At 62.9% G+C, this 26055-nt stretch carries 28 protein-coding genes; 16 read left to right on the top strand and 12 right to left on the bottom strand.

The genetic code is table 11. From position 1 onward, the window contains the following. The first annotated feature begins 5 nt into the window (after nucleotides 1-5). The 3 genes from FJ953_RS13160 to FJ953_RS13145 all read left to right on the top strand — a co-directional run bounded on the left by FJ953_RS13160 (nucleotide 6) and on the right by FJ953_RS13145 (nucleotide 2638). A complete protein-coding gene (locus FJ953_RS13160; protein ID WP_140624505.1) occupies nucleotides 6-590 on the top strand; it encodes a DUF1214 domain-containing protein in 585 nt (194 codons plus the stop codon). After that, a complete protein-coding gene (locus tag FJ953_RS13155; RefSeq protein ID WP_140624504.1) occupies nucleotides 583-1152 on the top strand; it encodes a DUF1254 domain-containing protein in 570 nt (189 codons plus the stop codon). Before FJ953_RS13160 ends, FJ953_RS13155 begins: the two co-directional genes overlap by 8 nt. Before the next feature lie 454 nt (nucleotides 1153-1606). Then, nucleotides 1607-2638 (top strand): hypothetical protein, encoded by a 1032-nt coding sequence (locus tag FJ953_RS13145; protein ID WP_140629390.1) that lies wholly within the window; start codon nucleotides 1607-1609, stop codon nucleotides 2636-2638. Here FJ953_RS13145 and FJ953_RS13140 read toward each other — a convergent pair. From FJ953_RS13140 to FJ953_RS13130, 3 genes are all read right to left on the bottom strand, one after another. Further along, entirely contained in the window at nucleotides 2616-2963 is a 348-nt protein-coding gene (locus FJ953_RS13140) for a DUF1491 family protein (protein ID WP_140494737.1), read from the bottom strand. The two genes, FJ953_RS13145 and FJ953_RS13140, sit on opposite strands and share 23 nt — an antisense overlap. 71 nt (nucleotides 2964-3034) lie before the next feature. Beyond that, a complete protein-coding gene (locus FJ953_RS13135) occupies nucleotides 3035-3799 on the bottom strand; it encodes a peptidoglycan-binding protein (protein ID WP_140624503.1) in 765 nt (254 codons plus the stop codon). After that, nucleotides 3774-5519, bottom strand: coding sequence for a PAS domain-containing sensor histidine kinase (locus FJ953_RS13130; RefSeq protein WP_140520733.1), 1746 nt, complete (start codon nucleotides 5517-5519; stop codon nucleotides 3774-3776). The genes FJ953_RS13135 and FJ953_RS13130 overlap by 26 nt, the downstream gene beginning before the upstream one ends. 342 nt (nucleotides 5520-5861) lie before the next feature. On the opposite strand from FJ953_RS13130, the gene FJ953_RS30440 reads away from it, so the two are divergent. The 3 genes from FJ953_RS30440 (at nucleotide 5862) to FJ953_RS13120 (ending at nucleotide 6928) form a co-directional block, all read left to right on the top strand. Beyond that, nucleotides 5862-6029, top strand: coding sequence for a hypothetical protein (locus FJ953_RS30440; protein ID WP_181171577.1), 168 nt, complete (start codon nucleotides 5862-5864; stop codon nucleotides 6027-6029). Nucleotides 6030-6052: 23 nt separating this feature from the next. Then, on the top strand, nucleotides 6053-6400 hold the full coding sequence (locus FJ953_RS13125) for a DUF5330 domain-containing protein (RefSeq protein ID WP_140555857.1): 348 nt from the start codon (nucleotides 6053-6055) through the stop codon (nucleotides 6398-6400). A gap of 99 nt (nucleotides 6401-6499) precedes the next feature. Then, complete coding sequence (locus FJ953_RS13120; protein ID WP_140624758.1) at nucleotides 6500-6928, top strand: SufE family protein; 429 nt, start codon at nucleotides 6500-6502, stop codon at nucleotides 6926-6928. A gap of 187 nt (nucleotides 6929-7115) precedes the next feature. Here the strand turns inward: FJ953_RS13120 and FJ953_RS13115 are convergent, their stop codons facing one another. Both FJ953_RS13115 and FJ953_RS13110 read right to left on the bottom strand, forming a co-directional pair. Further along, entirely contained in the window at nucleotides 7116-7541 is a 426-nt protein-coding gene (locus FJ953_RS13115) for a MucR family transcriptional regulator (RefSeq protein WP_095089970.1), read from the bottom strand. A gap of 429 nt (nucleotides 7542-7970) precedes the next feature. After that, on the bottom strand, nucleotides 7971-8339 hold the full coding sequence (locus FJ953_RS13110) for an SH3 domain-containing protein (protein ID WP_140520957.1): 369 nt from the start codon (nucleotides 8337-8339) through the stop codon (nucleotides 7971-7973). Nucleotides 8340-8455: 116 nt separating this feature from the next. Between FJ953_RS13110 and FJ953_RS13105 the strand changes: the two genes are divergently transcribed. The 3 genes from FJ953_RS13105 to FJ953_RS13095 all read left to right on the top strand — a co-directional run bounded on the left by FJ953_RS13105 (nucleotide 8456) and on the right by FJ953_RS13095 (nucleotide 11814). Beyond that, nucleotides 8456-10570 (top strand): S9 family peptidase, encoded by a 2115-nt coding sequence (locus FJ953_RS13105; protein ID WP_140567669.1) that lies wholly within the window; start codon nucleotides 8456-8458, stop codon nucleotides 10568-10570. Nucleotides 10571-10637: 67 nt separating this feature from the next. Next, nucleotides 10638-11264, top strand: a complete 627-nt coding sequence (locus FJ953_RS13100) for a LysE family translocator (RefSeq protein ID WP_140517957.1) — start codon at nucleotides 10638-10640, stop codon at nucleotides 11262-11264. 160 nt (nucleotides 11265-11424) lie between these two features. Next, the gene (locus FJ953_RS13095; RefSeq protein WP_140494748.1) at nucleotides 11425-11814 is read left to right on the top strand and encodes an SET domain-containing protein-lysine N-methyltransferase; all 390 of its coding nucleotides are present in this window, start codon (nucleotides 11425-11427) and stop codon (nucleotides 11812-11814) included. On the opposite strand, the gene FJ953_RS13090 is transcribed toward FJ953_RS13095, so the two are convergent. The 4 genes from FJ953_RS13090 to FJ953_RS13075 form a co-directional block, all read right to left on the bottom strand. Next, nucleotides 11815-12765: a cytochrome c gene (locus FJ953_RS13090; protein ID WP_140559432.1), complete on the bottom strand. Its 951-nt coding sequence runs from the start codon at nucleotides 12763-12765 to the stop codon at nucleotides 11815-11817. 9 nt (nucleotides 12766-12774) lie between these two features. Beyond that, nucleotides 12775-13212, bottom strand: coding sequence for a cytochrome c (locus tag FJ953_RS13085; RefSeq protein WP_140494752.1), 438 nt, complete (start codon nucleotides 13210-13212; stop codon nucleotides 12775-12777). 157 nt (nucleotides 13213-13369) lie between these two features. Then, nucleotides 13370-13972 (bottom strand): superoxide dismutase, encoded by a 603-nt coding sequence (locus FJ953_RS13080; RefSeq protein ID WP_140567666.1) that lies wholly within the window; start codon nucleotides 13970-13972, stop codon nucleotides 13370-13372. A gap of 172 nt (nucleotides 13973-14144) precedes the next feature. Beyond that, nucleotides 14145-15023, bottom strand: coding sequence for a branched-chain amino acid aminotransferase (locus tag FJ953_RS13075; protein ID WP_140494756.1), 879 nt, complete (start codon nucleotides 15021-15023; stop codon nucleotides 14145-14147). Between the two features lie 154 nt (nucleotides 15024-15177). Here FJ953_RS13075 and FJ953_RS13070 point away from each other — a divergent pair, with 154 nt between their 5' ends. Both FJ953_RS13070 and FJ953_RS13065 read left to right on the top strand, forming a co-directional pair. Then, nucleotides 15178-15840: a haloacid dehalogenase type II gene (locus tag FJ953_RS13070; protein WP_140494758.1), complete on the top strand. Its 663-nt coding sequence runs from the start codon at nucleotides 15178-15180 to the stop codon at nucleotides 15838-15840. Nucleotides 15841-16042: 202 nt separating this feature from the next. Then, complete coding sequence (locus FJ953_RS13065; RefSeq protein WP_140494760.1) at nucleotides 16043-16867, top strand: L,D-transpeptidase; 825 nt, start codon at nucleotides 16043-16045, stop codon at nucleotides 16865-16867. 84 nt (nucleotides 16868-16951) lie between these two features. Here FJ953_RS13065 and FJ953_RS13060 read toward each other — a convergent pair whose 3' ends face one another. After that, a complete protein-coding gene (locus tag FJ953_RS13060; RefSeq protein WP_140555863.1) occupies nucleotides 16952-18490 on the bottom strand; it encodes a helicase HerA-like C-terminal domain-containing protein in 1539 nt (512 codons plus the stop codon). 282 nt (nucleotides 18491-18772) lie between these two features. Here FJ953_RS13060 and FJ953_RS13055 point away from each other — a divergent pair, with 282 nt between their 5' ends. From FJ953_RS13055 to FJ953_RS13040, 4 genes are all read left to right on the top strand, one after another. Continuing rightward, a complete protein-coding gene (locus FJ953_RS13055; RefSeq protein ID WP_140624502.1) occupies nucleotides 18773-20215 on the top strand; it encodes a methylmalonyl-CoA mutase subunit beta in 1443 nt (480 codons plus the stop codon). After that, the gene (scpA, locus tag FJ953_RS13050; protein WP_140555866.1) at nucleotides 20212-22332 is read left to right on the top strand and encodes a methylmalonyl-CoA mutase; all 2121 of its coding nucleotides are present in this window, start codon (nucleotides 20212-20214) and stop codon (nucleotides 22330-22332) included. The genes FJ953_RS13055 and scpA overlap by 4 nt, the downstream gene beginning before the upstream one ends. Before the next feature lie 111 nt (nucleotides 22333-22443). Next, nucleotides 22444-22665 (top strand): AbrB/MazE/SpoVT family DNA-binding domain-containing protein, encoded by a 222-nt coding sequence (locus FJ953_RS13045; protein WP_140494768.1) that lies wholly within the window; start codon nucleotides 22444-22446, stop codon nucleotides 22663-22665. Next, nucleotides 22662-23051 carry a type II toxin-antitoxin system death-on-curing family toxin gene (locus FJ953_RS13040; RefSeq protein WP_140517949.1) on the top strand — a complete coding sequence of 130 codons (390 nt, stop codon included), beginning with the start codon at nucleotides 22662-22664 and terminating at the stop codon, nucleotides 23049-23051. The genes FJ953_RS13045 and FJ953_RS13040 overlap by 4 nt, the downstream gene beginning before the upstream one ends. Before the next feature lie 9 nt (nucleotides 23052-23060). Here the strand turns inward: FJ953_RS13040 and greA are convergent, their stop codons facing one another. Then, nucleotides 23061-23537: a transcription elongation factor GreA gene (gene greA / locus FJ953_RS13035; RefSeq protein WP_140494772.1), complete on the bottom strand. Its 477-nt coding sequence runs from the start codon at nucleotides 23535-23537 to the stop codon at nucleotides 23061-23063. Nucleotides 23538-23653: 116 nt separating this feature from the next. Between greA and FJ953_RS13030 the strand changes: the two genes are divergently transcribed. Beyond that, nucleotides 23654-25030, top strand: coding sequence for a TIGR03808 family TAT-translocated repetitive protein (locus tag FJ953_RS13030; RefSeq protein ID WP_140517948.1), 1377 nt, complete (start codon nucleotides 23654-23656; stop codon nucleotides 25028-25030). Nucleotides 25031-25042: 12 nt separating this feature from the next. Here FJ953_RS13030 and FJ953_RS13025 read toward each other — a convergent pair whose 3' ends face one another. Continuing rightward, nucleotides 25043-26047: an asparaginase gene (locus tag FJ953_RS13025; protein WP_140624501.1), complete on the bottom strand. Its 1005-nt coding sequence runs from the start codon at nucleotides 26045-26047 to the stop codon at nucleotides 25043-25045. Between the last annotated feature and the right edge of the window lie 8 nt (nucleotides 26048-26055).

Here is a 26055-nt window from a genome sequence, read left to right as displayed (position 1 = left end):
CTTTCATGCTCAAGAACGCCTTCCTGACGTTGCTTTCGCTTGCCATAGCCATCGGCGGCGGCGGCGCCAGCGTCTGGTATGCGCTGAAAATGCAGGACGGCGTCGGGGCGATCAGAATCGGCCAGTGGACCGCCTTTCCCGACATCGGTACACCCGCAGCCGACCCCTATTCCAAGGCCCGCGTGGCGCGCGAGGGCGTGCTCGCGCTTGGCCGCGCCGAAGGGCTGTCCTTTGTCGCGGAGGACGACGCAGCTGGCGGAGAGCTCAGGCGCGAATGTACCTACACGATCGAAGGCGGATTTCCGACCGCCCGATTCTGGACCCTCTATGCCGCCGACCAATCGCTCGGCGTGGTCGAGACCGGCAAATCGCGGCTTGCCGCACTTCAATCCTATGGCGTGCTGCGCCAATCCGACAATTCGGTGCTCATTTCCGTCGGCCATCAACCGATGCCCGGCAATTGGCTGCTGACCGACGGTTCCGGCAGGATGTATTTCGTCTTGACATTCTACGACACGCCGATCGCCAGCAGCACCGGCCTGTCGGATGTTTCGCTGCCCAAGATCACCAAGGTCGGCTGCGATGCGTAGTGTCTACGCCGCGACGCGCAGACTTGTGCATGCCATCCTTCTCGGCCTCGTCGGTGCCGGTATCGTGCACATCGTCGTGCTGCTTCTGATGCCTGAATTCTCGGAACGCGATGCCTGGTCGCGGCTGTCGATGGCATCGGATCTGTACCGGATGACCCGGCTCGATGCCGAGGCGGGCGGCGCGCCGGTGGTGAAATCGGTCGACCCGCTGTTTTATGCGACGGCTTGCCGGTTCGACCTCGAGGAGGGAATGGTGAGGATCAGAGCGCCGGGCAATGTGCCCTTCTGGTCGGTGTCGGTCTATGACCGCAACGGCCACAACATCTATTCATTCAACGACCACACGGCGACCGGGAGCAAGCTGGATGCCGTGGTGCTGACGCCGGCGCAGATGATCGACATGCGCAGGGACCTTCCCGAGGAGCTTCAGGGAGCGATCTTCGTCGAAGCGCCGATCGACCAGGGCATATTCGTCATCCGCAGCTTCGTGCCGGACGACAGCTGGAAGTCGATCGTGTCGCGCTTTCTGGAGCAGAGTTCGTGCGAGCTGCAGGACTTTTAGACCGCGGCCCGGACAGTCCGCATCACAACAATCAAGGGCGGTGCCGCAGGGATGATTCCCGCCTCGGCCTCAAGAACGTTCAGTGGTGCGGCACTGGCGTGCGTGGCGATCCCGGCTTGTCAGGGCCGGCAGGCCGCGCTTCCCCCGCGGCGGACCGCTCATAGCGGATACCGGGAAAGATGATCACCGCCGCCGGTATTTCGGTGGTTTGCTTTGCTCGATTGGTTGGTGCCGTTCTCGGCACGAAAGACAGTACCATGCCCATGGTTCGCGTATTCCTCTCGGTTGCCCCGGAGCACAACGCAACGCCTCCAAATATCATTAAGGCCGGCAGAGGGTTAACGGAGCGCTAACGGATCCCAGCTAAATTGATCTTTGTTCTTGGCAATCGCGAAACCGACACGGTTCCGGTCGAGCATGGTCAAGCGTGTATAGAGTATCGGGCGTATCCCTCGTGTCATCTTCGGACTTCAGGCAAATCGCGGCAGGGACGGAATCAGGAAAGGCCGAAAGGCTGTTCCGCGCAGCGGTGTCTGCGTTCTGCTCGCTCACCCGGCCATCCCGCCGTGAAATTGGCCAGCTCGAAGATCTGACGCTGCCGCTGTTCGACAACGTGTCCGCCGAATCGCGCCGCTACGTGGCGGCGGCCCTCTCTGAATGCGAATATGCTCCGGCCGGGCTGGTGCGGCGCCTGTGCGAGGAGCCGGTGGGCATCGCCGCCCCCTTGCTCATCCGCTCGCGCGCAGTCAGTGACATCGACCTCATTGCGCTGATCGGCCGGCACGGGCTGCCGCATGCGCGCGCGATCGCGCGCCGCAAGAACCTTAATCCGACTATCGCCGATCTGATCAGGGCACTGGAAAGGCCGACGCTGGTGCGGGTGCGCGATCCGGAAGCGGAAGCCTCTCCGGCACAAACCGCTCCCTCGAAGGCGCCGGCCGCCGACAGCGCGGCGAAGCAGCAGACGCCGGGCGTTGGTGCCGAAAATGCGCGGCGCAGACTGCGCTCCATGATGCGGACCGGCGAGGAGGCGCAGGCGGCGCAGGTCGATCCGTTCACCGGAGCCGACACCTATGCCAAATTGCGCGAGACGGCGCTGACCGGAAACGCCGCCTTCTTCCAGACCGCGCTCGCCGATGCGCTCGATATCGATTTCTCGACGGCCAGGTTGCTGACGGCGAACCAGAATTACATGCCGCTGCTGGCGGCGCTGCGCTCGCTCGACCTCAGCGAGGACCGGGCATTCCTTATCACGGTTGCCGTCTACTCCCGCGAGTTTCCGCATCCGCAGGCGATCCGCACCTTTCTCGATCGCTACCGGCTCCTGCACCGCGACGCGGCGCTGGACAAGGTGCGGGAATGGAAGGCCGTGACCCTGTCCGATGTGGTTCGCGACGCCGCCCCCACCAACAGCGCCAGCCGCGAGGCGTCGAACAGTGACGATGCAGCGGCCTTCCCTGGCCTCAGGACATCTTCACGGAAATAAGCTCCTCGACAGGAACAGCGCCGGCCTCGATCTCAACCACCCAGATGTCGGGATCGAATTTCTTCTCGCGTTCCAGTCTGGCGTCCAGCACCGAAGCATCGGCGGCGGTGGCGAGAAGGCTAAAGAAACGGTCGTCGGGCTTGGCCGAATCGTAGCTCGTCTGTGGCGCCGGCCCATAGAGAGCGATTTCACCAAGCCGGCTCCGCGTTAGAACGAACACGGCGCCGGCTTCGGTCGCGCCGCGCTTGACCACGGCGGCAAATCCGCCCGCGCCGAAAACCCGACGCAACAGGGCCGATACCCACAGATCCGTGGTCACGCGCATGAGAAAAGTCCGGACAGCATGCGGGCTATCTATCGGTATTTACACCGCTGGGCGAGCCGTTGTTTGCGCCGTCAGTTGGTCAGGCCGATCTCGCGCATCTTGACATAGACCAGTTCGTCGGGCTCGCCGGTCTGCGGCAGGCCGAACAGCGACTGGAATTCCTTGATGGCCGCCTTGGTACGGGCGCCGACGACGCCGTCGAGCTGCATGTCGTCATTGCCGAAGGCCTTGAGCCCGGCCTGTATCTTGACAATGCGAGGATCCGGCGCTTGGGAAGCCGTATCGGTCTGCAGCGACACTGGAACCGCCTGCGACACTTCGGGACGCGGTTGCGGTTTCGGCACGGCGGCGGTTTTCGGGGTCGCGCCCAGCTGATCGAGCAGCAGCCCGTCGATCTCGCCGGACGTGTTGAGCCCAACCTTCTGCTGATAGGCCTGGATCGCCTTGCGCGTGTTGGGTCCGGAAATGCCGTCGACCGTGCCGGCGTAGAAATCGAGATCCTTCAATATGCCCTGCACCTGCTCCACCACCGGATCGCCCTTGACCGGCGCCGGCGCGGTACCTGGCCGCACGATGTTGAAGGTGGTCTCCGGCTCATCAGCGGCCGCGTGCGGAACGCCCTGCATGCTGCGGGTCGCGAAGAAGGCGCCGGCATGCGGAAAAGGCTGGTACCACAGCGCATTCGCCGAAACGTAGAACAGCGTCACCAGGAATGCCGTCGACCCTCCCGCCAGGACGGGATTGCGCGAAATCATGCCGCCGATGGCGACGGCTCCGTCCTGGAAGGCGTTGCTGCGGCGCTTGGCCGCCTTAGGCTGTTTTGCGGAGCGCGCCATTTCCGTCCCCTTTCGCCCTGGCCAGCGGCATCGTCAGCACCCCGGCCTTGTCCGCCGGCCGCCCTTTCGGCCCGTTCACCGGCAGGCTGATGGTGACCGTGGTGCCCTCGCCCGGCATGCTTTCGATCGACATGGTGCCTTCGTGCAGCGCCACCAGTCCCTTGACCAGCGACAGGCCAAGGCCGGTCCCCTCGAAACGACGGGTATAGTCGTTCTGGATCTGCATGAACGGCTTGCCGAGATTGGCGAAATCTTCCTCGGCGATGCCGATGCCGGTGTCCCGCACCCAGAAATGCAGGCGCGAACCGATCCGCTTGGCGCCGACGACGACATCGCCGCCATCGGGCGTGAACTTGATCGCATTCGAGACGAGATTGATGAGGATCTGCTGCACGGCGCGCCGGTCGGCGTTGATTTCGCCGGCGTCCGGCGCGATCTGCGCCTTGAGATCGATGTTCTTGGCCTGCGCCTGGAGCCGCATCATCTGCTGACACATGTCGACGGCTTCCATGAAGCGGAATGGCTCCGGTTCGGTCGCATAGACGCCCGATTCGATCCGCGACACGTCGAGAATGGAGGTTACGACGGCAAGCAGATGCTGGCCGGAATCGCGCACCAGACCGACATATTCCTTCTGCCGTGGATCCTTGAAGGCGCCGAACATCTCGTGCAGCAGCATGTCGGAGAATCCGATGATGGCATTGAGCGGCGTGCGCAGTTCGTGGCTCACCACCGCCAGGAAGCGCCCTTTCGCCACTTCGGCGGCGGCGGCCGCGTCATTGGCGGCGCCGAGGTCTTCGCGCAACCGGGCGACCTCGTCGTTCTCGCGCAGCACAAGCGTGAAAACGTCGCCCTGCTCCTGAGCGCGCATCAGTTCGAGCGAAAACGGCCGATAGTTGTCTGCCGCGCCATTGCCATTCTGTCCATTGCCGTCCTGCGGCAGCCTGACGCGCAACTCCAGCCTGCGCGACAGCGCCCCGTCTCGCATGTCGGCCAAGGCACTGAGATAGGAGACGCGATCCGAGAGATGCACGCGATCGAAAAGCCCGGTTCCGCAAAGCAGTTGCGGGGGCAGCTTCAACAGCGTACGCGCCTTTGCCGAGGCATCGATAACCTCGCCATGGCGGGCGACGCGCAGGACCACCGCGTCGATCATGTCTTCCAGACGATCGCCGGTGTCCCCTACGTCGGCCGCAGCCGCCGTGTTGCGAACCGCCGATATACGCGGCACCAGCGTCAGCGCCCAGGCCAATGGCAGCAGCCAGTGCCACGCGGCGATCGGCACCGCGGCGTGCGGGAGGACGGTTGCCGTCACAGGCTGCAACAGAATGGCGACGACGGCGCAGACGGCTCCCCACAGCGCCGCGCGGCGCGAGGCGCCGATCCACCAGGCTTCGAACGGCAGCGCCACGAAAAGCATCGCGACCGGAGAGCTCAGCCCGCCGGCAGCGGCAACAAGACCGGCGAGCGCAAGTCCCGCGATCGCCAGCGCGGCCCGGCCGGCCAGATCCATCCTGCCGGTCGCGGCCACCAGCAAGGCGATGAACCAGCAAAGACCAAAGGCCGCGAAGATGGCGGCCACGGTGACGGCTGCGCCCATGCCTGACGTGACGAGCGTGACCGCGGCACCGGCGGCAAAGAACGGAGCGGCCAGCATGGCGCCGATAAAGCGACGCTGACGCTCGCGGTCGTCCAGCCCAAGAATGGAGGGATGGACCATACGTTCACAACCGGCGGCCATTGCCCCAGGCAATTCAACGTATCTGGCCTTGATCGGCATCAACTCAACGCACCCGCACTCGTCGTGAACAGCTCTGCTTTTGCAGATCGTTTTGATTGACTCTGAAACTCGCACCCAGCCTTTAAAGAATGGATAAGGCAGGGCCGACCCAAGGCCCGGCCCACGGCGAATATCGGGATGGGAGCGCCCGAAAAGGCGGGCAAATGCCACCATAGTAAACGGAGGGTTATCCGCAGGGGCCGCCCGAAGCCTGGCCAGCCGCAGCGCACCGACCGCCTGATTTTGTGGAAAACGCAATAGAAACAAAGGAATATATGGCTGATGGATGATAAGAAAAATGGTTCCAATCTGAGACAAATCGACAGCAAAACGCTTCGTTTCGAATTTGCCTCAAATTTGAAGAAAATTCTCGGCCAACCCGCAAGCCGTCCTTTGCGCCTGTGTGCCAATATCCCGCCCACAAAAGAGGCCATGCTCATGGATGCATGATCCGGTCACGACAAGAGGCGAGCATGTTCTTCCTGATGAGAATGGCTTTCTGGTTTTCGCTGGTGCTGCTGGCACTGCCGCTGGGCGTCGGTTCCGAGCCGGGTCAAGAAAGCGTAGGCCCGATCCAGGCTTTGTTCGCGGCCCGCGACGCGGTCGGCGACATCGCCGGCATTTGCGAACGCAAGCCCGATGTCTGTGAGACCGGCAAGTCGGCAATGCACACCATCACCGCAAGGGCCAAGGAGACCGCCAAGATCGCGGCCGCCATGCTGGACGACAAGTCCGCAGGCCCCGACACCTCCACAATGACCGGCAGCGTTCCCGAAGAAGTCGTCTTGCCCGAGACGGTCAACCTGCCGGTAAAGAATTAGGCCGTTTCGACGGCGCACCGCGGGCAGTCTGCCCTCTCGACGCCCGCGGTGTCCTTGTTTTTCCGTGACGCGGCGACGGTGGATGACTATATCCCAGTCATGACGACCACGATCCAGACGATCCGCGACGACTTCTCGTTCCTCGACGAATGGGAGGACCGCTATCGCTATGTCATCGAACTCGGCGAGGCGCTGCCGCCATTCCCCGACGAGGAACGCACCGCCGCCAACAAGGTGCCAGGCTGCGTCAGCCAGGTCTGGCTTACCACCGACCGGGGGCCGGGGGGCGATCCGGTCATCACCTTCAGGGGCGATTCGGACGCCCATATCGTACGCGGGCTGGTGGCGATCATGCTGGCGCTGTTCTCCGGCAAGACCGCCAGCGAAATCCAGAAAATCGATGCGGAAGCGACGCTGAAGGCGCTCGGCCTGGACGAGCACCTGTCGCCGCAGCGCGCCAACGGCCTTCGCTCGATGGTCAAGCGCATCAGGCGCGACGCAGAGGCCGCGCTCGAGCAGACGGCCTGATACCGCCTCCGCGATCAGCCGATCGCATCGTACCGCGCACTGTTACCAGCTCTGTCCCGGCCCGGCCGGCAAAGTAAAACGGCGCCCGAAGGCGCCGATATCGATCCGGTTGAACTGTCCGTCCGGCTCTATCTATCGTTTGAGCCGCATTCTGCGATACCAAGTGTACTCACCTGGCAGCAAATGCTTAGCGGGCCTTGCGCTTGCGGCCGAGGCCCATCTTCTTGGCGAGCTGGGAGCGGGCGGCCGCGTAGTTCGGGGCAACCATCGGGTAGCTCGGGTCGAGGTTCCACTTTTCGCGATACTGATCCGGCGTCAGATCATAGTGGGTCATCAGGTGACGCTTGAGCGACTTGAACTTTTTGCCGTCTTCAAGGCAAACGATGTAGTCGTCATGAACCGAGCGCTTCGGGTTCACTGCCGGCTTCTGCTTGTCGGCGGGCGGCTGTTCGGCGGTTCCGCCCACACGCCCGAGAGCAGCATGGACATCGGAGATGAGGTTCGGCAGTTCGCCGACCGGCACGGGATTGTTGCTGACATAGGCGGCCACCACGTCGGCGGTCAGCTCGATCAGCGCGTCGCTGTTTCTGGAAGGTGTTTCGACAATATCCATGGTCTTCAGGCCCCAACGAGAGTTAGTTTAGTGCGCCCTTTTTTACAGGCAAGGCATTGCACGAATTTTGTGCAGACAGAGCTTCTGCGATTCGTGTCGCGGGGGCATCAATGAACCTACCTAGCAAGTAAGTCAATTCGATCCTTGCACTATATTGAACGATGTTGATCAAATATTTCCGGATCAGCTTCAATCTTTCGTGCACGATGTAATTTTTCGATATTTCGCAGGCGAAACCAGCGACCGGTGACGCGGCGTTAGCTAACCGTTACATTCGCGCTAACTCACAAAGCATCTCCGAGTGCTTCGCTTTGCTTGGCGATCGCGCCGGCAATCTTGGTTGCTCACCCCCTTTCACAAAACCATAGGTTGCTCCACCTCGGCCATTGCCGGCCCTCACGCGTCGTGCAGCCGACCAGCTCGGATCACTCAATACGGGGCGATGTATTTGCCATAGGCCCACCCGGTGACAAAACCGCCGTTCTTCGCCGGATCATGCCAGACTTCGCACCAGCGATAGCGAACCGCCTGCTGCTGCTTCCATGCCGGCTGATTGGCGATGTCGAGCAGGTTCGTCCCGCCAGTGCATCGTCCGGTCATCTGCAAAACGGTGCCGTTCGGATATGCGGCCTGTTTCTGGGACGTGCCCGAGGGATATTTGCGCACGTTGAGCGTGTCGCCGAACGGCACGTTGGCCACTTGCCAAGCGGCGAATACGGTCGCATGAGATTGGCCGGCGATGGCCATAGTTGCGGAAACGACGGCGAGAGCCGCGACGGTGCGAGCATAGATATACATTATTTCTCCTCCCGGCCCGCTTTCTGGAGCCCGGCGCAGCAATAAGACCCGGCTCTTGAACCCGCGCTGATCGGCGTGTTCATTGGCCATTCAGGACATTTCCAAAGCGAGACGCAATGACCAAAACTTCTGCATTCCCGGATGTCACCCCGCCAACGCCCGAGAAGCGGCCGGTTTTCGACACGCATCACGGTATCACGCGAACGGACGACTATTCCTGGCTGCGGGCCGACAATTGGCAGGAGATGTTCAGGGACCCCGCATTGCTCGATGCGGGCATCCGCGCCCATCTCGAAGCCGAGAACGCCTACCAGTCGAAACTGATGGCCGACACGGCCGATTTGCGGAAGCGGCTGTTCAAGGAGATGAAGGGTCGCATCAAGGAGGACGATTCTTCCGTGCCGATGAAGGACGGACCCTACGCGTATGGCTCCTCCTTCAAACTCGGCGGCGAGCAGCCGCGCTATTTCCGCATGCCGCGGGACGGCGGCGCGCAGCATATCCTGCTCGACGGCGATGCCGAGGCCGAAGGCAAGGCCTATTTCCGGCTTGGCGGCGTCGATCATTCGGCCGACCATGGCAAGCTTTTATGGGCGTTCGACGACAAGGGCTCCGAATTCTATACGCTTCGGGTGCGCGACCTCTCCGACGGCAAGGAACTCGCGGACACGGTTCCAGACACCGGCGGTTCGGGGGTGTGGAACGCCGCCAATGACGGGTTTTTCTACACCCGGCTCGACCCCAACCACCGTCCCTCCAAGGTGCTGTTCCATGCGCTTGGGCAGGATCCGGCAAGCGACCGGCTGATCTATGAGGAAAATGATCCCGGCTTCTTCATGAATGTCGGCGGCACGCGCTCCAATGAATGGATCATGGTTGCCATCAACGACCACGAGACATCGGAATACCGGCTGCTGAGCGCGGGCGAGCCGTTTGGCGAGCCGAAGCTGGTGGCGGCGCGCGAGACCGGTCTTCAATACGAGATGGAGGAAGGCGGCGACATTTTCTTCATCCTGACCAACGCCGATGGGGCCAAGGACTTCAAGATCATGACGGCGCCGGCGAGCGATCCGATCCGCGCCAACTGGCAGGAACTGGTTCCGCACGAGGCCGGCCGGCTGATCCTGTCGGTGATCGGCTTCAAGAACCATATGGTCAGGCTGGAGCGCAAGGAGGGCCTGCCGCGCATCGTCGTGCGTGACCGTGCAACCGGCGAGGAACACCTGATCTCCTTCGACGAGGAGGCGTTTTCGCTCGGCCTGTCGGGATCCCTGGAATACGACACCGAGATCATGCGCTTCACCTATTCATCGATGACGACGCCGGCGCAGGTCTTCGACTACAACATGCGCACCCGCGAGCGCGTGTTGCTCAAGACCCAGGAGGTGCCGTCCGGCCACGACCCGGAGCGCTATGTCACGCGTCGGCTGATGGCGCCCGCGGCTGATGGCGAATTGGTGCCGGTCTCGCTCTTGTACCGCCGCGATACCCCGCTGGACGGCTCCGCGCCTTGCCTGCTTTACGGCTACGGTTCCTATGGCATCACGGTGCCGGCGGCCTTCAACACCAACTGGTTCTCGCTGGTCGACCGCGGCTTTGTCTTTGCAATCGCCCACGTCCGCGGCGGCAAGGACAAGGGCTATGGCTGGTACGATGACGGCAAGCGGGCGCACAAGATGAACACTTTCACCGATTTCATCGCCTGTGCACGCCATCTGGTCGCCGAACGCTACACTGTGCATGACCGCATCGTCGCGCAAGGTGGATCCGCCGGCGGCATGCTGATGGGCGCGGTCGCCAACATGGCGCCGGACTGTTTCGGCGGCATCGTTGCCGAGGTGCCTTTCGTCGACGTGCTCACCACCATGCTCGACGCCAGCCTGCCGCTGACCCCGCCGGAGTGGCCTGAATGGGGCAATCCGATCGCGTCGGCGGACGATTACCGGACGATCGCCGCCTACTCGCCCTATGACAATGTCGCCGCGCTCGGCTATCCACCGATCCTGGCGCTAGCCGGTCTCACTGACCCGCGCGTCACCTATTGGGAACCGGCCAAATGGGTGGCGCGGCTGCGCGAGCGCAAGACGGGCGACAATCCGGTCCTGTTCAAGATCAACATGGAATCGGGCCATGCCGGCGCGTCCGGCCGGTTTTCCCGGCTGGAGGAGATCGCCTACACATATTCATTCGCCTTGAGAGTGACAGGCAAGGCAACAGGGCCGCAGGGCTGAAGCGGTCATTGCCCTTCGGCCCCTGGCGTGACTTGATCGGCGACGAACGCCGAGGAGGATGCGAGCAATGATCGACCTGGCCACATTGACCACCTATGTCGCCGTGGTGCTCGGTTTTGTGTTTATTCCCGGCCCCGCCACGCTGCTGACGGTCGCGCGGGCAACGAGTTCGGGAACCAAAGCCGGCATCGCAACCGGCGCAGGGATCGCGGCCGGCGACGTGTTTCACACCTTCACGGCCATGGTCGGCATCTCGGCGATCGTCGCCGCATCGGCGGTGTTGTTCAGCGCCGTGAAGTATCTCGGTGCGGCATATCTCGTTTATCTCGGCATTCGCGCGATCATGGAAAAGACGCCGGCCGATCTCGCCGCCGGCAGGTTCCCAATCTCAGCGGGCAAGGCGTTTCGGCAAGCCATACTGACTGAGATGCTCAACCCCAAGACGGCGCTTTTCTTCCTCGCGTTCCTGCCACAGTTCGTCCGGCCCGAAAACGGATCGGTCATGCTCCAGCTGGCGGTATTGGGGATCATCTTTGTTCTGCTGGGCCTCTTCAGCACAGTGGTTTTCGCGGTGAGCGCAGGCGGGCTTGGCACTTTCCTGCGTCGAAATCCCACGGTGTTAAAATGGCAGGGCAAGATTGTCGGCGGCATCTATTGCGGCCTGGGCGTGCGGCTGGCGCTTCAGCAGCGCTGACGCGAAACGGTGACCGGCGCGGCCTTCTCGGCGAGCCGGGCAATCATTGGTTTTTGAATTCCGTGTTGCTGGTTTTCGCTCGCAATTGCGATGCCCGCGCGCTACCCAAGGCGCGTTTTGTCCCGGGCCATGACAGCCCACAATCGCACAAGGGCCTGCCATGCTGCTCGTCGACGTCTATCTCGACAAATCCCCCATCCAGGGCATTGGTGTCTTTGCCAAGAATCCCATTTCCCGCGGCACGATGATCTGGAAGCTGGATCCGAGATTCGACCGGCTCATCGAGGTCGAGACCTATGAGAGCCAGACAGGACCGGTGAAGAGCTATCTCGATCGCTATGCCTATCCGGACAGGCGAGATCCGAACTACATCGTCTTCGAGGCCGACGATGCACGCTACATGAACCACGCCGACGAGCCGAATTGCGACGTATCCTCGCCGGAGGAAAGCTTTGCGTTGCGCGACATCGCGGCCGGCGAGGAACTGACCTGCAACTACAATCATTTCTTCGCGGCGGGCTTCGACTTCCTGGGCGATCGCCACCCGTAGTCAGCTCGCCGGTTTTTTGCGCGCCGGATAGCCGTTCGGATGCGGCGGAACCGCCTTGAGATAGGCCGCGATCGCCGCGCGGTCCTCGGGCGCCAGTTCGGCCATGTTCCTCTGCACGTCGACCATGGCCCCGCCAACGGAATCGAAATCGGGCGTGAAGCCGGTTTCGAGATAGTTGGCGATATCGGCCTGCGACCAGTCGCCGATGCCGCCCTCCCCGGAGGTGATATTGGGGACGATGCCGCTGCCTTCGGCGGCTGTGGCTCCAGCCAGCCACTCGCTCTTCTTTGTCCCCCCCGCAAGGTCACGCGGTGTGTGACATTCGCCGCAATGACCCGGTCCCTCGACCAGGTAGCGACCGGCAATCACAGGACCAGGCGCGCCTTCGGGCAGGGACACAACAGGCTGCTCGCTGAGATAGAGCCGTTTCCACAAGCCGATGCCGCGACGGATGTTGAACGGGAAACTCAATGAATTGGCCGGCGCTCGGCCGGCAACCGCCGGCAGCGTCTTCAGGAAGGCATAGAGATCGGCAATGTCGGCGGGCTTCATGCGCGCGTAGGACGTATAGGGAAATGCCGGATAGAAATGCTCGCCCGACGGCGAGACACCCTTCAGCATGGCATTGGCGAGATCCTCGGCCGACCACGCGCCGATGCCGTCCTTGGGGTCTTGCGAAATGTTGGGCGGCACAAACGTGCCAAACGGAGTCTTGAGTTCAAGGCCGCCGACAAGTTCGAGCCGCTCATCGCCTTTCGAACCGGGTTTTGCATGGCAGGAGGTGCAGCCGCCGGCATAAAAAATGCGCTTGCCCCTGGCCGCGTCACCAGGCGCGAGCTTGGCCAGGGTTTCCGCATCGAGCTTCACCGGCGCCGAAAGCGTCCACGCGGCAACCGCGCCGACGCCGCCGAGCACGAGTGCGGCGCCGACAAACTTCCTCAGCCATGCCATGGCCGGCGATTAGCCTTTCTTGACCCTGTAGCCCTTGTGGCAGGTGCCGCAGTCGGAGCCGATGACGCCGATTTGCGTCTTCAGGGACTCCACGTCGGCTGGGGCCGCGGCGACCGCGGCCTTGACGTCGGCAAGATACTTGTCTTCTGTCGCCTTGAAACCGGCCATGTCTTGCCAGATCTTCGGCGCCGCCGTGGTGTCGCCCGTGTCGCTGCCCGCCGGGAACAGGACGTCGGCGTCGAATTTTTCCGCGTTCGCCTGGAGCGCCTGCAGCGCAGTCAGTACTGCGGCGGCATCAAAGGGCTCCTCACCCTTGACCACTTTCGACAGGCCGCCGACGATCTTCCCGCGTTCCTTCATCAGGGCCTGGCGGTCGAGGATCGGGTCGGCAAAGGCCGCCGAACCGGCGAACGCGAGCATAGAGATGGCGACGACAAGCTTTCTCATTCAATTAGCTCCATGATGAGGGCATTTCGGGACAGGACGTTAACGGACGTGGCGGGAGGAATATTCCCTTCCCCCGACGATTTTGCAGACCTTTGCTGTGGGATCTCGGCACAGAAAAAGAAAAGCCCCGGGGGTGCCGGGGCTTTCTGAATCTCGATCAGGCTTTCGCTTTTTCGTAGAGTTCGAGAACATGATCCCAGTTGATCAGGCTGTCGACGAAGGCCTCGAGATATTTCGGCCGGGCGTTGCGATAGTCGATGTAATAGGAGTGCTCCCAGACATCGACGCCGAGGATCGGCGCCGCGCCATGGACGAGGGGATTCTCGCCGTTCGGCGTCTTCGAGATCGCCAGCTTGCCATCCTTGACCGAAACCCAGGCCCAGCCGGAACCGAACTGGGTCGTGCCGGCGGCGATGAAGTCGGCCTTGAATTTGTCGTAGCCACCCAGATCGCTGTCGAAAGCCTCCTGCAACGCACCCGGCAGCTTGTTGCCGCCGCCGCCCTTTTTCATCCACTTCCAGAAATGGATGTGATTGTAGTGCTGGGCGGCATTGTTGAAGAGGCCGGCATTCTTGCCGAACGACTGCTTGACCACCTCTTCTACCGACAGATCGCCAAGGCCGGCTTCGGCGGCAAGCTTATTGCCGTTGTCGACATAGGCCTTGTGGTGCTTGTCGTGGTGATATTCCAGCGTCTCTTTCGACATGTAGGGCTGCAAGGCCTCATAGTCGTAAGGCAGAGCGGGCAATTCAAAAGCCATGGAAGGTACTCCCTCAAGGAAATCCGGTGTCGATACCGGACTAAGATAGGTCTGGATTGGGTTCGGACAACTCCGAAAAGTGAAGCGCCGGGTGCTCTTTCTAAGCGGGTTCCGGAGAACTGTCACACAGTTTCCGGAAACCGGGCGCATTGCGACGAAAAGCCTGGACGGATCAGCCCGCCGACGTCGAATGCGCCCAATCCCAATAGAGCTCCCGCGCCTTCTTGGCCACCGGCCCGGGCTGCAGGCTGCGGTCCTCGATGCGCGTGATCGGAATGACCTTGGAATGGTTGCCGGTCGAAAAAATCTCATCCGCCTCGAGGAATTCACGCACCGACAGCGCCTTTTCGGTGGTCTTGAACCCGTACTCGCCAAGCAACGTCATCGTGCGCGAGCGGGTGATGCCGGACAGGAAGGTGCCGTTCGGCGCCGGCGTCAGGACGTGGCCGTCCTTGACCAGGAAGATGTTCGAGGTTCCGGTCTCGGCGACGTTGCCCAGCATGTCGAGCACCAGGGCGTTGTCGAAGCCGCGCATCTTGGCTTCGAGGATGGCACGGCCATTGTTGGGATAGAGGCAGCCGGCCTTGGCGTTGGTCGGCATGGTTTCGATAGTCGGGCGCCGGAACGGCGAAACCGTCACGGAAAAGCCGGTCGGCGAGATCATCGGCGATTCGTAGAGGCACAGGCAGAAACGGGTCGAGGCGGGATCGGCCGGCACACCCATATAGCCGCCGTGCTCGGCCCAATACATCGGCCTGATATAGACAGCCGTCTTGCCATCGAATTTCTTCAATCCGTCCCAGGTCAGCCCGACGATCTTCTCGGCCGTCATCGAAGGCTTGAGACCGAGCGCGATCGCCGAGGCATTCACGCGCGCGGCATGAAGGTCAAGATCGGGAGCGACGCCCTCGAACCAGCGGGCGCCGTCGAACACGCTGGTGCCGAGCCACATTGCGTGGCTGCGCGGGCCCAAAACGGCGACATTGCCCTCGTACCAGTCGCCGTCGACGAAAGTCCATGTCGCGGAAAGTGCGGCAGCCGCCAGTGTCATTGCTTTGTCCCGTTCCGATCAATCTCGTGTTGCAGCATTGGATGACGCTTTGGCCGGCGTCGTCAACCAGCATCGGGGAGTTTTGTTGAGGCCACGGACGGCGCGCTGCAATCAAGACTTGCACCTTGCCCCGCCTCGCCTCAAAACTGTTGCCATGCAATACGCCGCTTATGTTTTCGACGCCTACGGCACACTATTCGATGTTCATGCCGCCGTGCGCCGCCACGCCGACGCCATCGGACCGGACGGCCAGTTGCTGTCCGAGATCTGGCGCGCCAAGCAACTCGAATATTCCTGGGTGCGTACGTTGATGGGCGCCTATGCCGATTTTTGGCAACTCACCGAGCAGGCACTTGATTTCGCGTTGCACAAGGTGCCCTCTGCCGATCCCGGCCTCAAGGCGGCATTGCTGGATGCCTATTGGCGGCTGGACTGCTATGCGGAAGTGCCCGCCGTGCTGAAGGCGCTGAAGGCGTCCGGCGCCAAGCTGGCAATCCTGTCCAACGGTTCACCGGAAATGCTGGAGGCAGCCGTTAAATCCGCGGCGCTCGATCAGGTGCTGGACGATATCTATTCCGTCGATGCGGTACGGCGCTTCAAGACCGATCCGTCGGTCTACGACATGGTCACGACAGGCTGGCGCCTCTATCCGGGTGCGGTCTCCTTCCAGTCGTCCAACCGCTGGGACATTGCCGGCGCGACCAAGTTCGGCTTCCGCACCGTGTGGATCAACCGCTCCAACCAGCCGGAGGAGTATCGGGATTTTCCACCGGCCCTGATCCTGCCGTCGCTCGATGCCCTTGTCACAGGTGGCTAACGCATGCGGCCCAAAAGTAATCCTGGTTTTCGCTCCTGTGACCGTAGCGCCACAGTGGCGACGCGGTCACAGCTTCGCCTTTGTTTGTCCACCTTGAGGCCAGATTCGGAACCGCCTATCGCGCCCAAGTGTTGATCAGGCACCCTCGCAACGGTCGGCATATTCATGCTTTGTTGCGATTTCAGACTTAAAGAAGGCAACCATGTTCCCAGCCGAAATCGAATCCTATCGCCTGAGCCGTCGCGGCTTTCTCAATGCCGCAGCCCTGGGCGCCGCCTCGATCGCGGTTTCCGCATGCGCCACCACCGGGTCCGGGCCAGTCGAGCCACCGCCACCGGCCTATGTCGAGCCGCCGCTCGCCGACTACGTGACGATGTACGCCGCCGTCAGCGATGGCGGTTTCGAAGTGCCGGCCATTCCCGTCGACAGGATCGATCCGCAATTCCTGCGCCAGATCGTGCCCGACCCGACCGGCCAGAAGCCGGGAACCATCGTCGTCGATACGACCGGCCACTTCCTCTATCTGGTTCGTCCGGGCGGCCAGGCGATCCGCTACGGCGTCGGCCTCGGCCGCGCCGGCTTCGAATGGTCGGGCGATGCCGTCGTCCAGTGGAAACAGAAGTGGCCGAAATGGACGCCGCCGGACGAGATGATCGCCCGGCAGCCGGAACTGAGGCAATACAGCGCTGACAATGGCGGTATGCCGGGCGGGCTGAAAAACCCGCTCGGTGCACGTGCGCTCTATCTCTTCCAGGGCAACGTCGACACGCTCTACCGGCTGCACGGCTCGCCGGAATGGCGTTCGATCGGCAAGTCGGTGTCGTCGGGCTGCGTGCGCCTGATGAACCAGGACATTATAGACCTATATGATCGCGTGCCTTCGAAGACCCCGGTGATCGTGACCAGCGACGCCAGCCAGCCCATGGTGGCGACCGCGAATCACAAAGCCATCCCGATCGATGCCGGCGTGCCGGACGGATCGGTGCTGCTTGGCCCGGTGAAAGCGGTGAGCGACGCGATTTTCTGATCGAGCGAGGGTGAATGCGGCGACTCGCCGCCTTCACCCTCCACATCAACCTGTCCCCGCGTGACCGTTGCGCGATCGCGCTCCCTATCTGCCCCTCGACAGACTCCCGAGTATCCCGCGCACGATGGCGCGGCCGACCGACGAGCCGACAGAGCGCACCACCGACTTGATCGCGGCTTCCGCCACCGTCTGCCGGTTGGACGGGCGCGGTTGAGGCGGGCGTCTGCCGCCGGGTTGCGGCGGCGGAGCATCATTGCCGAAGCCCGGAATGGTCCAGCGTGAACGGCCGGCGTCGGCCTGCTGTGCCTCGGCATCCGCCGCGTCCTTGGCCTTTTTCTGCAGCATCTCGAAAGCCGATTCGCGATCGACACCCTCATCGTACTGACCGATCACCGGGCTTTCCTGGATCAGCTTCCGCCGCTCGGCTGGGGTTATGGGCCCAAGTCGTGACGATGGCGGACGGATCAGCGTGCGCTGGACCATGGACGGGATGCCCTTGGCTTCCAGCACTGAAACCAGCGCTTCGCCGGTGCCCAGTTGCGTGATCACGGTCGCGCAATCGAAATCCGGATTTGGCCGGAACGTCTCGGCCGCGGTCCTTACCGCCTGCTGCTCGCGCGGCGTGTAGGCGCGCAACGCATGCTGGACCCGGTTGCCGAGCTGGGCCAGAACCTTCTCAGGAATATCCAGAGGGTTCTGCGTGACGAAATAGACGCCGACGCCCTTCGAGCGAATCAGACGCACCACCTGCTCGACGCGGTCGATCAGCACCTTCGGCGCGTCGTCGAAAAGCAGATGTGCCTCGTCGAAGAAGAAGACCAGCTTCGGCTTGTCGGGATCGCCCACTTCGGGCAGCTCCTCGAACAGTTCCGACATCAGCCAAAGCAGGAACGTCGCGTAGAGTCGCGGATTCATCATCAGCTTGTCGGCGGCCAGCACGCTGATGGCGCCGCGGCCGTCGCGGGTGGTGCGCATGATGTCGGCGATGCGCAATGCCGGCTCGCCGAAGAAATTCGCCGCCCCCTGCTGTTCCAGCACCAGCAGCGTGCGCTGGATGGCGCCGACCGAGGGTTTCGTCACATTGCCGTAGCGGGCGCTGATCTCTTCGGCGCGCCCGGCGATATTGGCGAGCAGCGCCTGCAGGTCCTTGAGGTCGAGCAGCAGCAGCCCTTCCTCATCGGCGATGCGGAAGGCGATGTTCATGATGCCTTCCTGGGCTTCGGACAGATTCATCAACCGCGACAAGAGCAGCGGGCCCATCTCGGAGATGGTGGCGCGGATGGGGTGGCCCTGTTCGCCGAACAGATCCCAGAAGATGACGGGGAATTCCTGAAAGTCATAGGGGTCGAGCTTGACCTGCTCGGCGCGCTTGACCAGGAAATCTTGCGCCGTGCCGATCATGGCTATACCGGAGAGATCGCCCTTGATGTCGGCGCAGAACACCGGCACGCCGGCATTGGAGAATCCCTCGGCCAATATTTGCAAGGTGACCGTCTTGCCGGTGCCGGTGGCACCGGTCACCAGGCCGTGACGGTTGCCATAGTGCAAAAGCAGGTTTTCGGGACGCTGATAGCTGTCGTCGGGCTTGCGGCTGGCGCCGATGAAAATGGTGTCGTCAGCCATATGTCCGGTCTCCGCAACTGCTGTGTATAAAACCAGCCCTTCGCCCGAAGGTATAGTGGGGGCCTTGCACAGCGACAATGGCGATCGGCGAAAATGGCCTTTTTTGGAGCTTGCGGATTGTGCCCATGTTTGGCAATCGTTCATGCTTCGTGCTCGAAGGCTGGTGTACGCTCGAGGGATCGAATTCGAGTCTTGGAAGCGCATTGCATTGCGGTATCGCACCGGGACCCGTAGACTGAAGTGCTCCAGGCTGATGCGGCCGCATAGTGACGAGGACAGTGGATGAGCGCCGGAGCCTTGACCAGGGATAACGAAGTTCCGAATGCCGACCGGCAGCGATGGCTGGCCCTGGCTGAAAAGGCGCTCGCCGGCGCATCTTTCGAGGAAAAACTGGTCTCGCACACCGATGACGGCATCCGCGTGGAACCGCTTTATGAGCGCGCGGCGGCGGCCGAGCCGATCGTGCGCGCCAACCCCGGATCGCCGTGGATCGTCAGCCAGCGCATCGACGATCCCGACATTGGTCGCGCCAAAGCCCAGGCGCTGGAGGACGTCGCGCAGGGCGCGACGGGATTGTCGCTCGTCTTCGAAGGTGCCCCGAACGCCTTCGGCTACGGCCTGCCGAGAACGGCGCAGGCGCTGGAGACGGTTCTGGACGGCATCCCGTTAAACCGCGTCCAGATCCGGATCGACGCCCACCCATGGAGCCGCCCCATGGCCGACTGGCTGGTGGCGTTCCTTGGCAAGCGCCGCTCCGATCCGGCAAAGCTCAACCTCTCCTTCGGCATCGATCCGGCGGCGATCCTGGCCGGAACCGGCCGGTTGCGCATGTCGATCGAGGCGCTGCAGGAATCCATGCCGCAATCGCTGGCACATTTCTTTTCAATGGGCGTGCCCGGCGTGCTGCTCGAGGCGGATGGGCGGGTGTTCCACAATGCCGGCGCCACGGAGGCGCAGGAGCTTGGCATCATGCTCGCTTCGGCCGTCTCCTATCTCAGGATGTTCGAGAAAGCGCGGCAACCGCTCGTCTACGCAGCGCCCCATATCGGGTTTGCGCTGAGCGCCGACCAGGATCAGTTCCTGTCGATGGCCAAGGTCAGGGCCTTGCGCAGGCTGTGGGCTCGCGTCCAAGAAGCCTGCTCGATCCCGACTTCGACGGCCAATATTCACGCCGAGACGTCGTTTCGGATGATGACGGCATTGGACCCGGAGACCAACATCCTGCGCACGACGATCGCCTGCTTCGCCGCGGCGGCGGGCGGAGCCGATTCGATCGCTATCCTGCCGCACACCGTCGCGCATGGCCTGCCGGCGCCTTTCGCACGCCGCGTGGCCCGTAACGCGCAGTTGATCATGGCCAATGAAAGCCACATCGATCAGGTCGCCGATCCCGCCTGCGGCTCCGGTGGCGTCGAAGCGCTCACTGCTGGCCTCTGCGAAGCGGCTTGGGCCGAGTTGCAGGCGATCGAGGCCGAGGGCGGCGTGCTGTCCAGCCTTCAGGACGGACGCATACAGGAACGTGTTCGCACCGCCGCCGCCCAGCGTGCTGCCGCCTTCCGATCCCGCGAGCGCGCCATCGTCGGCGCCACGCTCTATCCGCAGAAAACCGAGCGCGCGGTCGAGACGCTGGCCGCGGAGCGGCGATCTGCCTTCACGGAAGGCATCGTCATGTGCGAGCCGCTGTTTCCGGTCCGCATCGATCAAGCGATCGGAGCCGCTTCTTGATTCCGGATTTCAGCCAGGTCGGCTGGGCGCCGCCTCGGCGGGCGCCGGTCGAGATCAAGGGCCAGCGGATGACGCCGGAAGGCCTTGCCGTCAAACATCTGTACAATCAGGGCGATCTCAAGGGGCTGCCGCATCTCGACACCTATCCGGGCATGCCGCCCTTCGTGCGCGGACCCTATCCGACCATGTATGTCCAGCAGCCGTGGACGATCCGGCAATATGCCGGTTTCTCGACGGCGGAAGAGTCAAACGCCTTCTACAGGCGCAATCTTGCCGCCGGCCAGAAAGGTCTGTCGGTCGCCTTCGATCTCGCCACGCACCGCGGCTATGACAGCGATCATCCGCGGGTGGCCGGCGATGTCGGAATGGCGGGCGTGGCCATCGATTCCATCCTCGACATGCGCCAGCTCTTCGACGGCATTCCGCTCGGCGAGATGACGGTGTCGATGACCATGAACGGCGCGGTGCTGCCGATCATGGCGCTCTACATCGTGGCGGCCGAGGAACAAGGGGTTGCGCAGAAGGATCTCGCAGGGACCATTCAGAACGACATTCTGAAGGAGTTCATGGTCCGCAACACCTATATCTATCCGCCGAAGCCCTCGATGCGGATCGTGTCGGACATCTTCTCCTACACATCCAGGCACATGCCGAAATTCAACTCGATCTCGATCTCCGGCTACCATATGCAGGAGGCCGGCGCGACGGCGGACCTGGAGCTCGCCTATACGATTGCTGACGGAATCGAATATGCCCGCGCCGGCGTCGCGGCCGGGCTCGACATCGACCGCTTCGCCCCGCGCCTGTCCTTCTTCTGGGCTGTTGGCATGAACTTCTTCATGGAAGTCGCCAAGCTCAGGGCGGCGCGGCTGCTGTGGTCAAGCCTGATGATGAAGAATTTTTCGCCGAAGGACGAGCGTTCGCTGTCCTTGCGCACCCACTGCCAGACTTCTGGCTGGTCGCTGACGGCGCAGGATCCCTACAACAACATCATCCGCACGATGATCGAGGCGATGGCCGCCACACAGGGCCATACACAATCGCTGCACACCAATTCCTTCGACGAGGCCATGGCGCTGCCGACGGATCATTCGGCCCGTATCGCCCGCAACACGCAGCTGATCCTGCAAAAGGAATCCGGCACCACGCGCATCATCGATCCGTGGGGCGGTTCGGCTTATCTCGAGAGGCTGACGCATGATCTGGCAGCGCGTGCGCTTGCCCATATCGAGGAGGTCGAGGCGCTCGGCGGCATGGCCGCGGCCACCGAGAAGGGCATTCCCAAGCTGCGCATCGAAGAGGCGGCCGCCCGCACCCAGGCGCGCATCGATTCAGGCGAGCAGGTGCTGGTCGGCGTCAACGCGCACCGGCCCGGTGCGGATATCGAAGTCGACGTCTTGAAGATCGACAATGCCGAGGTAAGAGCCCGGCAGCTATCGAAGCTGCAGCGGCTGAAGGGCACGCGCGACGTCGCGGTGCTCGAGAATGCGCTCGCAGCGCTCTCCCGCGCGGCCGAGAGCGGCGAGAACCTGCTCGAATTCGCCATCCACGCCGCGCGCGCCAATGCGACGGTCGGGGAGATTTCGCTGGCGCTGGAAAAGGTCTTTGGCCGCCACGTCGCGTCGGTGCAGACGATTTCCGGCGTCTACCGCCAGGCGCTCGGCGACAATCCGGCCGTCGACCGGCTGCAGGAGAAGATCGGCGCGTTCGAAAAGAAGACCGGCGGCAAGCCGCGCATCCTGGTCGCCAAAATGGGACAGGACGGACATGACCGCGGCCAGAAGGTGATCGCCACAGCCTTTGCCGACCTCGGCTTCGACGTCACCGTCGGCGCCATGTTCCAGACGCCGGAGGAGATCGCGAAGCTCGCCCACGAGCAGGATGTGCACATTGTCGGCGCGTCGTCGCTGGCGGCGGGACATCTGACGCTGATCCCGGAACTCAGGGATGCGCTGAAGAGGCTCGGCCACAGCGACATGCTGATCGTTGCCGGCGGCGTGATCCCTCCGCAGGACTATGATGCCGTGCTGCAAGCGGGTGCGGCGGAAATCTTCCCGCCCGGTACCGTGATCCCGCAAGCAGCGGAGCGGCTGATCGACCGGCTGCTGGCGTCCTGAGTTATCGGCAACGAGTGTGTCCGGGCCTTCCTCCCATTCGTAAGTTATAATGTCTGTTGCAACGGTGCGGCGGTCGAGTTATAATTGACCTTGCAACAGGAGCAATCCAGCATGAACACCACCATTCGCAAGATCGGCAATTCCGAAGGTGTGATCCTGCCCAAGGAGCTACTCGACCGCCTGAATCTCAAAGCCGGTGATCAGCTTCAGGTTCTCGAAACAGACAAGGACATCGTCCTCAAACCGGTCGACGATAGTTTCGAGCGGCAGATGGAAGCTGCTCGCAAGGTCATGGACAAGTACAAGGTCGCGCTTCAGAAGCTCGCCGAATGAACTGGGAGTTCCTGTCGCGCCGCGCGGTGGAGGCGATGCATGCCGAACAATTGCGCCGGCATGGCGGCGCACAAGGTTTGCGGGATGAAAATGCACTTGAATCGGCACTGGCCCGGGCCGAGAACAAGGCTAATTACGGCACTCCGTCGATTGCAGATCTTGCAGCAGCCTATGTCTTCGGCATTGCCAGAAATCATGCCTTTGTCGACGGCAACAAACGCACGGCTATTGTCGCCGCCGGCGCCTTCCTGATCGTCAACGGTCAGGTCCTGACGGCGGACAACGGCACGCTTTATGAATTCGTGATGGCTATCGCCGCCGGCGAGATCGATGAAGCGGGTGCAGTCGCGTTCTTTCGCGACCACATCGTGAAGACCGAGGACTGATGTTGGGGTTCAGCCGCCCGCGCTCAGCTTGACGATTTCCCATTCCTTGCCATTGACGGTGGCGACATCGCCGACCTTCTTGCCAAACAAAGCAATCGCCATTGGCGATACATGGGAAATGCTGCCTTTCGATGGATCAGCCTCGTCCTCGCCGACGATCTTCCAGTGCACCTTCTTGCCGTCGTCGGCTTCGAGCGTGGCGCCCATGCCGAAGCGGATGACGTCGCTCCCGGGCTCGGGCACCGAAAGCTCGGCACTTTCGCGCCGCGCGGTCCAATAGCGCAGGTCGCGAGATACCAGTGCGATGCGCTCGCGGTCTCCCCGCCGCTCGGCTTTGGCCAATATGTCGCGCAGATCGGCCAGATTCTCGTCGATCATTGCCAGGCCACGCTCCGTCACCAAGTTGCGGTGTTGACTGATCGGCCGTTCGCCGACGCCTGCGATGGCGTTTTCGCTGTCTTCCTCGCGGGTAAAGGCTCTGCTCATTCCTTGAACTTATGCCCGCCCTCACGACTTCACAAGTCATTGCCCTCGCCGGGGACGCAGGTGCCTGACTGGCACGAATCCTGCCACTAGATGGGCAAAAGCCAGGACCTGTGCCGATGTTGAACAGACGCAAGCTGCTTGTCCGGACAGCCGGTTTTGCCGTGTTCGGGCTTTCGCTGGGCAAGGCAGCCGCCGCGAGCTTGCCCGGCGTCGAGAAAGCCTCGATGCGCGGATCGATCAACGCCACCGAGCTTGGCGTGCAACCCGGCACCTTTGACGATCAGAGCAAGGCTTTCGCCAAGCTGCTGCGCGAGGCCAGCGATCGCGACATGCCGGTTTTCCTGCAGCCCGGCACCTATGTCGTGTCCAACCTGACGCTGCCCGGCCGGGTGCGCCTTACCGGCGTGCCTGGCGCAACGCGCATCGTCTATGGTGGCGACGGCCACCTGTTCATGGCCGAACAAGCCGATCACATCGAGCTCAGCGGCCTGGTCCTCGACGGCTCAAACCGCTCGATGGGCGACTACGCGCAAGGACTGCTCGATCTGCGCCGCGTGGCGCATCTCATCGTCGATAATTGCCAGATAACCGGCAGCGGCAAGAACGGGCTGGCGCTCGAGCACGCGGCGGGCCGGGTCGAGCGCACGGAAATATCCGGAGCGGCGGACGCCGGCATCTATTCGGTCGAGGCCGCAGGGCTGGCGATCACAGGCAACACCGTCTCCGACTGCGCCAATGGCGGCATCCTCGTGCACCGCTGGCAAGCGGCGGAGGACGGCACCATCGTCACCGGCAACCGGGTCGAACGCATCGCGGCGCGCGGCGGCGGCACTGGCCAGAACGGCAATGGCATCAATGCCTTCCGCGCCGCCAACGTGATCGTCTCCGGCAATATTGTTTCGGACTGCGCATTCTCCGCCATCCGCGCCAACAGCGCCAGCAATCTGCAAGTATCGGGCAACACTTGCATGCGTTCCGGCGAAACGGCGGTCTATTCCGAATTCTCGTTCGAGGGCGCCGTTATCAGCAACAACATCGTCGATGGTGCCGCCAACGGCATCTCGATCGTCAATTTCAACGAAGGCGGACGCATGGGTGTTTGCTCGGGCAACATCGTGCGCAACCTGTCGACATCAGGCCCCTACCCCGCCGACCCGCCGGGATTCGGCGTCGGCATCGGCGTCGAGGCCGACACCACCGTGTCCAACAACGTCATCGAGAATGCGCCGCTCTACGGCATGTCGATCGGCTGGGGACCGTATCTGCGCAACGTCGTGGCCACCGGCAACATCATCCGCAAAGCGGGCACCGGCATCGTCGTCAGCGTGGTCGACGGTGCCGGAACCGCCATCATCTCCGACAATGTCATCGACGGCGCACGCAATGGCGCCATTGTCGGGCAGCGCTGGGCCGATCCGGCCACGGGCGATCTCGCCGCGTCAGCCGATACCGGCTTTCCGCATCTGACCGTCGAGCGCAATCACGTCAGTTGAGAAACGTCTGTCTCAGGCCAGTGCCGCCGTCGGCCTGAGCGCACCGACCGTGGCGCCTATCCGGCTTTCGATGGGTGCATTCGCCATTTCGAGCAGCTTCGCCGCCAAAACCTCGTCCGCACGCAGCAGTCGGGCGATGATTGCGGCCACCATGGATTCGGCGGCCCGGCCGGCACCATCATCGCATTTGAGTGCGATGCCGAGGCCAAGCTCGGGAAGCGCCGCGCAATGGACCCCTTCGGCGCCGCCCTTCGCAAATATTCGGCCAGGCGCCGCCTGCATCAGCGCGAGATCGGCGCGGCCTGTGCCGGCGACGAAGAACGGCTCGGCCATGCAAGCCGACAACAATCGCTTTGCCGCCCTGGCGCGCCCGGGCGCGAAGCCCCTGCCGGTCACCATGCGGGCAAAGCCAAGCGCAAAACTCCTGAGCGGCACCGCGTAGGTCGGGATCGAACAGCCATCGGTTGCGCGTTCGTCGGCGCCGTGGCGAGTTCCTGTCACCGCCTGCAAGGCGTCGCGCACCATTTCCTGCAAGGCGTGATCCGCCCTGACATAGCCGTGGGGCTCGATGCCTGAATGGACGCAGGTGCAAAGAAAGCCGGAATGCTTGCCGGAGCAATTGTTGTGCAAGGCGTTCGGGGAACCGCCGGCGCGGGCGAGTGCGATCGTCGCGTCGTGGCTCGACGGCCAATGCGCGCCGCATTCAAGCGCCGACCCGTCCAGCCCGGCCCTGGCGAGCATCGACCGCGCCAGTTCGACGTGGGCCGGTTCGCCCGAATGAGAGGCGCAGGCCAGCGCCAGTTCGCGGTTGCCGAAGCCGTAGGCATCGGCAGCACCGCTTTCGACCAGAGGCAGCGCCTGGATTGCCTTGACCGCGGAGCGCGGAAACACCGGCCTCGATGTGTCGCCGATCTCGAGAACCGGCCTGCCATCGGCGTCGAAAACCGCGACCGCGCCTCGGTGCGCGCTCTCGACGATGGCGCCACGCAGAACTTCGATCAGAACCGGATTTGTCATGTTGCCCC

The sequence above is a fragment of the Mesorhizobium sp. B2-3-6 genome (assembly GCF_006442305.1).
Classification (GTDB): Bacteria; Pseudomonadota; Alphaproteobacteria; order Rhizobiales; family Rhizobiaceae; genus Mesorhizobium.
Note: the sequence above shows the minus strand (reverse complement) of the source record. Positions and strands in the feature narration are given on the sequence as shown.

Bases quoted from the DNA above. Each gene is read 5' to 3' on its own strand.
- FJ953_RS13110 (WP_140520957.1), bottom strand. From the start codon at position 8,339: ATGTATATCTATGCTCGCACCGTCGCGGCTCTCGCCGTCGTTTCCGCA.
- FJ953_RS13055 (WP_140624502.1), top strand. From the start codon at position 18,773: ATGAGCGCCGGAGCCTTGACCAGGGATAACGAAGTTCCGAATGCCGAC.
- FJ953_RS13040 (WP_140517949.1), top strand. From the start codon at position 22,662: ATGAACTGGGAGTTCCTGTCGCGCCGCGCGGTGGAGGCGATGCATGCC.
- FJ953_RS13115 (WP_095089970.1), bottom strand. From the start codon at position 7,541: ATGGATATTGTCGAAACACCTTCCAGAAACAGCGACGCGCTGATCGAG.
- FJ953_RS13045 (WP_140494768.1), top strand. From the start codon at position 22,444: ATGAACACCACCATTCGCAAGATCGGCAATTCCGAAGGTGTGATCCTG.
- greA (WP_140494772.1), bottom strand. From the start codon at position 23,537: ATGAGCAGAGCCTTTACCCGCGAGGAAGACAGCGAAAACGCCATCGCA.
- FJ953_RS13095 (WP_140494748.1), top strand. From the start codon at position 11,425: ATGCTGCTCGTCGACGTCTATCTCGACAAATCCCCCATCCAGGGCATT.
- FJ953_RS13030 (WP_140517948.1), top strand. From the start codon at position 23,654: ATGTTGAACAGACGCAAGCTGCTTGTCCGGACAGCCGGTTTTGCCGTG.
- FJ953_RS13070 (WP_140494758.1), top strand. From the start codon at position 15,178: ATGCAATACGCCGCTTATGTTTTCGACGCCTACGGCACACTATTCGAT.
- FJ953_RS13060 (WP_140555863.1), bottom strand. From the start codon at position 18,490: ATGGCTGACGACACCATTTTCATCGGCGCCAGCCGCAAGCCCGACGAC.
- FJ953_RS13120 (WP_140624758.1), top strand. From the start codon at position 6,500: ATGACGACCACGATCCAGACGATCCGCGACGACTTCTCGTTCCTCGAC.
- FJ953_RS13065 (WP_140494760.1), top strand. From the start codon at position 16,043: ATGTTCCCAGCCGAAATCGAATCCTATCGCCTGAGCCGTCGCGGCTTT.
- FJ953_RS13085 (WP_140494752.1), bottom strand. From the start codon at position 13,212: ATGAGAAAGCTTGTCGTCGCCATCTCTATGCTCGCGTTCGCCGGTTCG.
- FJ953_RS30440 (WP_181171577.1), top strand. From the start codon at position 5,862: ATGGATGATAAGAAAAATGGTTCCAATCTGAGACAAATCGACAGCAAA.
- FJ953_RS13130 (WP_140520733.1), bottom strand. From the start codon at position 5,519: ATGGTCCATCCCTCCATTCTTGGGCTGGACGACCGCGAGCGTCAGCGT.
- FJ953_RS13140 (WP_140494737.1), bottom strand. From the start codon at position 2,963: ATGCGCGTGACCACGGATCTGTGGGTATCGGCCCTGTTGCGTCGGGTT.
- FJ953_RS13090 (WP_140559432.1), bottom strand. From the start codon at position 12,765: ATGGCATGGCTGAGGAAGTTTGTCGGCGCCGCACTCGTGCTCGGCGGC.
- FJ953_RS13160 (WP_140624505.1), top strand. From the start codon at position 6: ATGCTCAAGAACGCCTTCCTGACGTTGCTTTCGCTTGCCATAGCCATC.
- FJ953_RS13025 (WP_140624501.1), bottom strand. From the start codon at position 26,047: ATGACAAATCCGGTTCTGATCGAAGTTCTGCGTGGCGCCATCGTCGAG.
- FJ953_RS13155 (WP_140624504.1), top strand. From the start codon at position 583: ATGCGTAGTGTCTACGCCGCGACGCGCAGACTTGTGCATGCCATCCTT.
- FJ953_RS13125 (WP_140555857.1), top strand. From the start codon at position 6,053: ATGTTCTTCCTGATGAGAATGGCTTTCTGGTTTTCGCTGGTGCTGCTG.
- FJ953_RS13135 (WP_140624503.1), bottom strand. From the start codon at position 3,799: ATGGCGCGCTCCGCAAAACAGCCTAAGGCGGCCAAGCGCCGCAGCAAC.
- FJ953_RS13080 (WP_140567666.1), bottom strand. From the start codon at position 13,972: ATGGCTTTTGAATTGCCCGCTCTGCCTTACGACTATGAGGCCTTGCAG.
- FJ953_RS13100 (WP_140517957.1), top strand. From the start codon at position 10,638: ATGATCGACCTGGCCACATTGACCACCTATGTCGCCGTGGTGCTCGGT.
- FJ953_RS13075 (WP_140494756.1), bottom strand. From the start codon at position 15,023: ATGACACTGGCGGCTGCCGCACTTTCCGCGACATGGACTTTCGTCGAC.
- FJ953_RS13105 (WP_140567669.1), top strand. From the start codon at position 8,456: ATGACCAAAACTTCTGCATTCCCGGATGTCACCCCGCCAACGCCCGAG.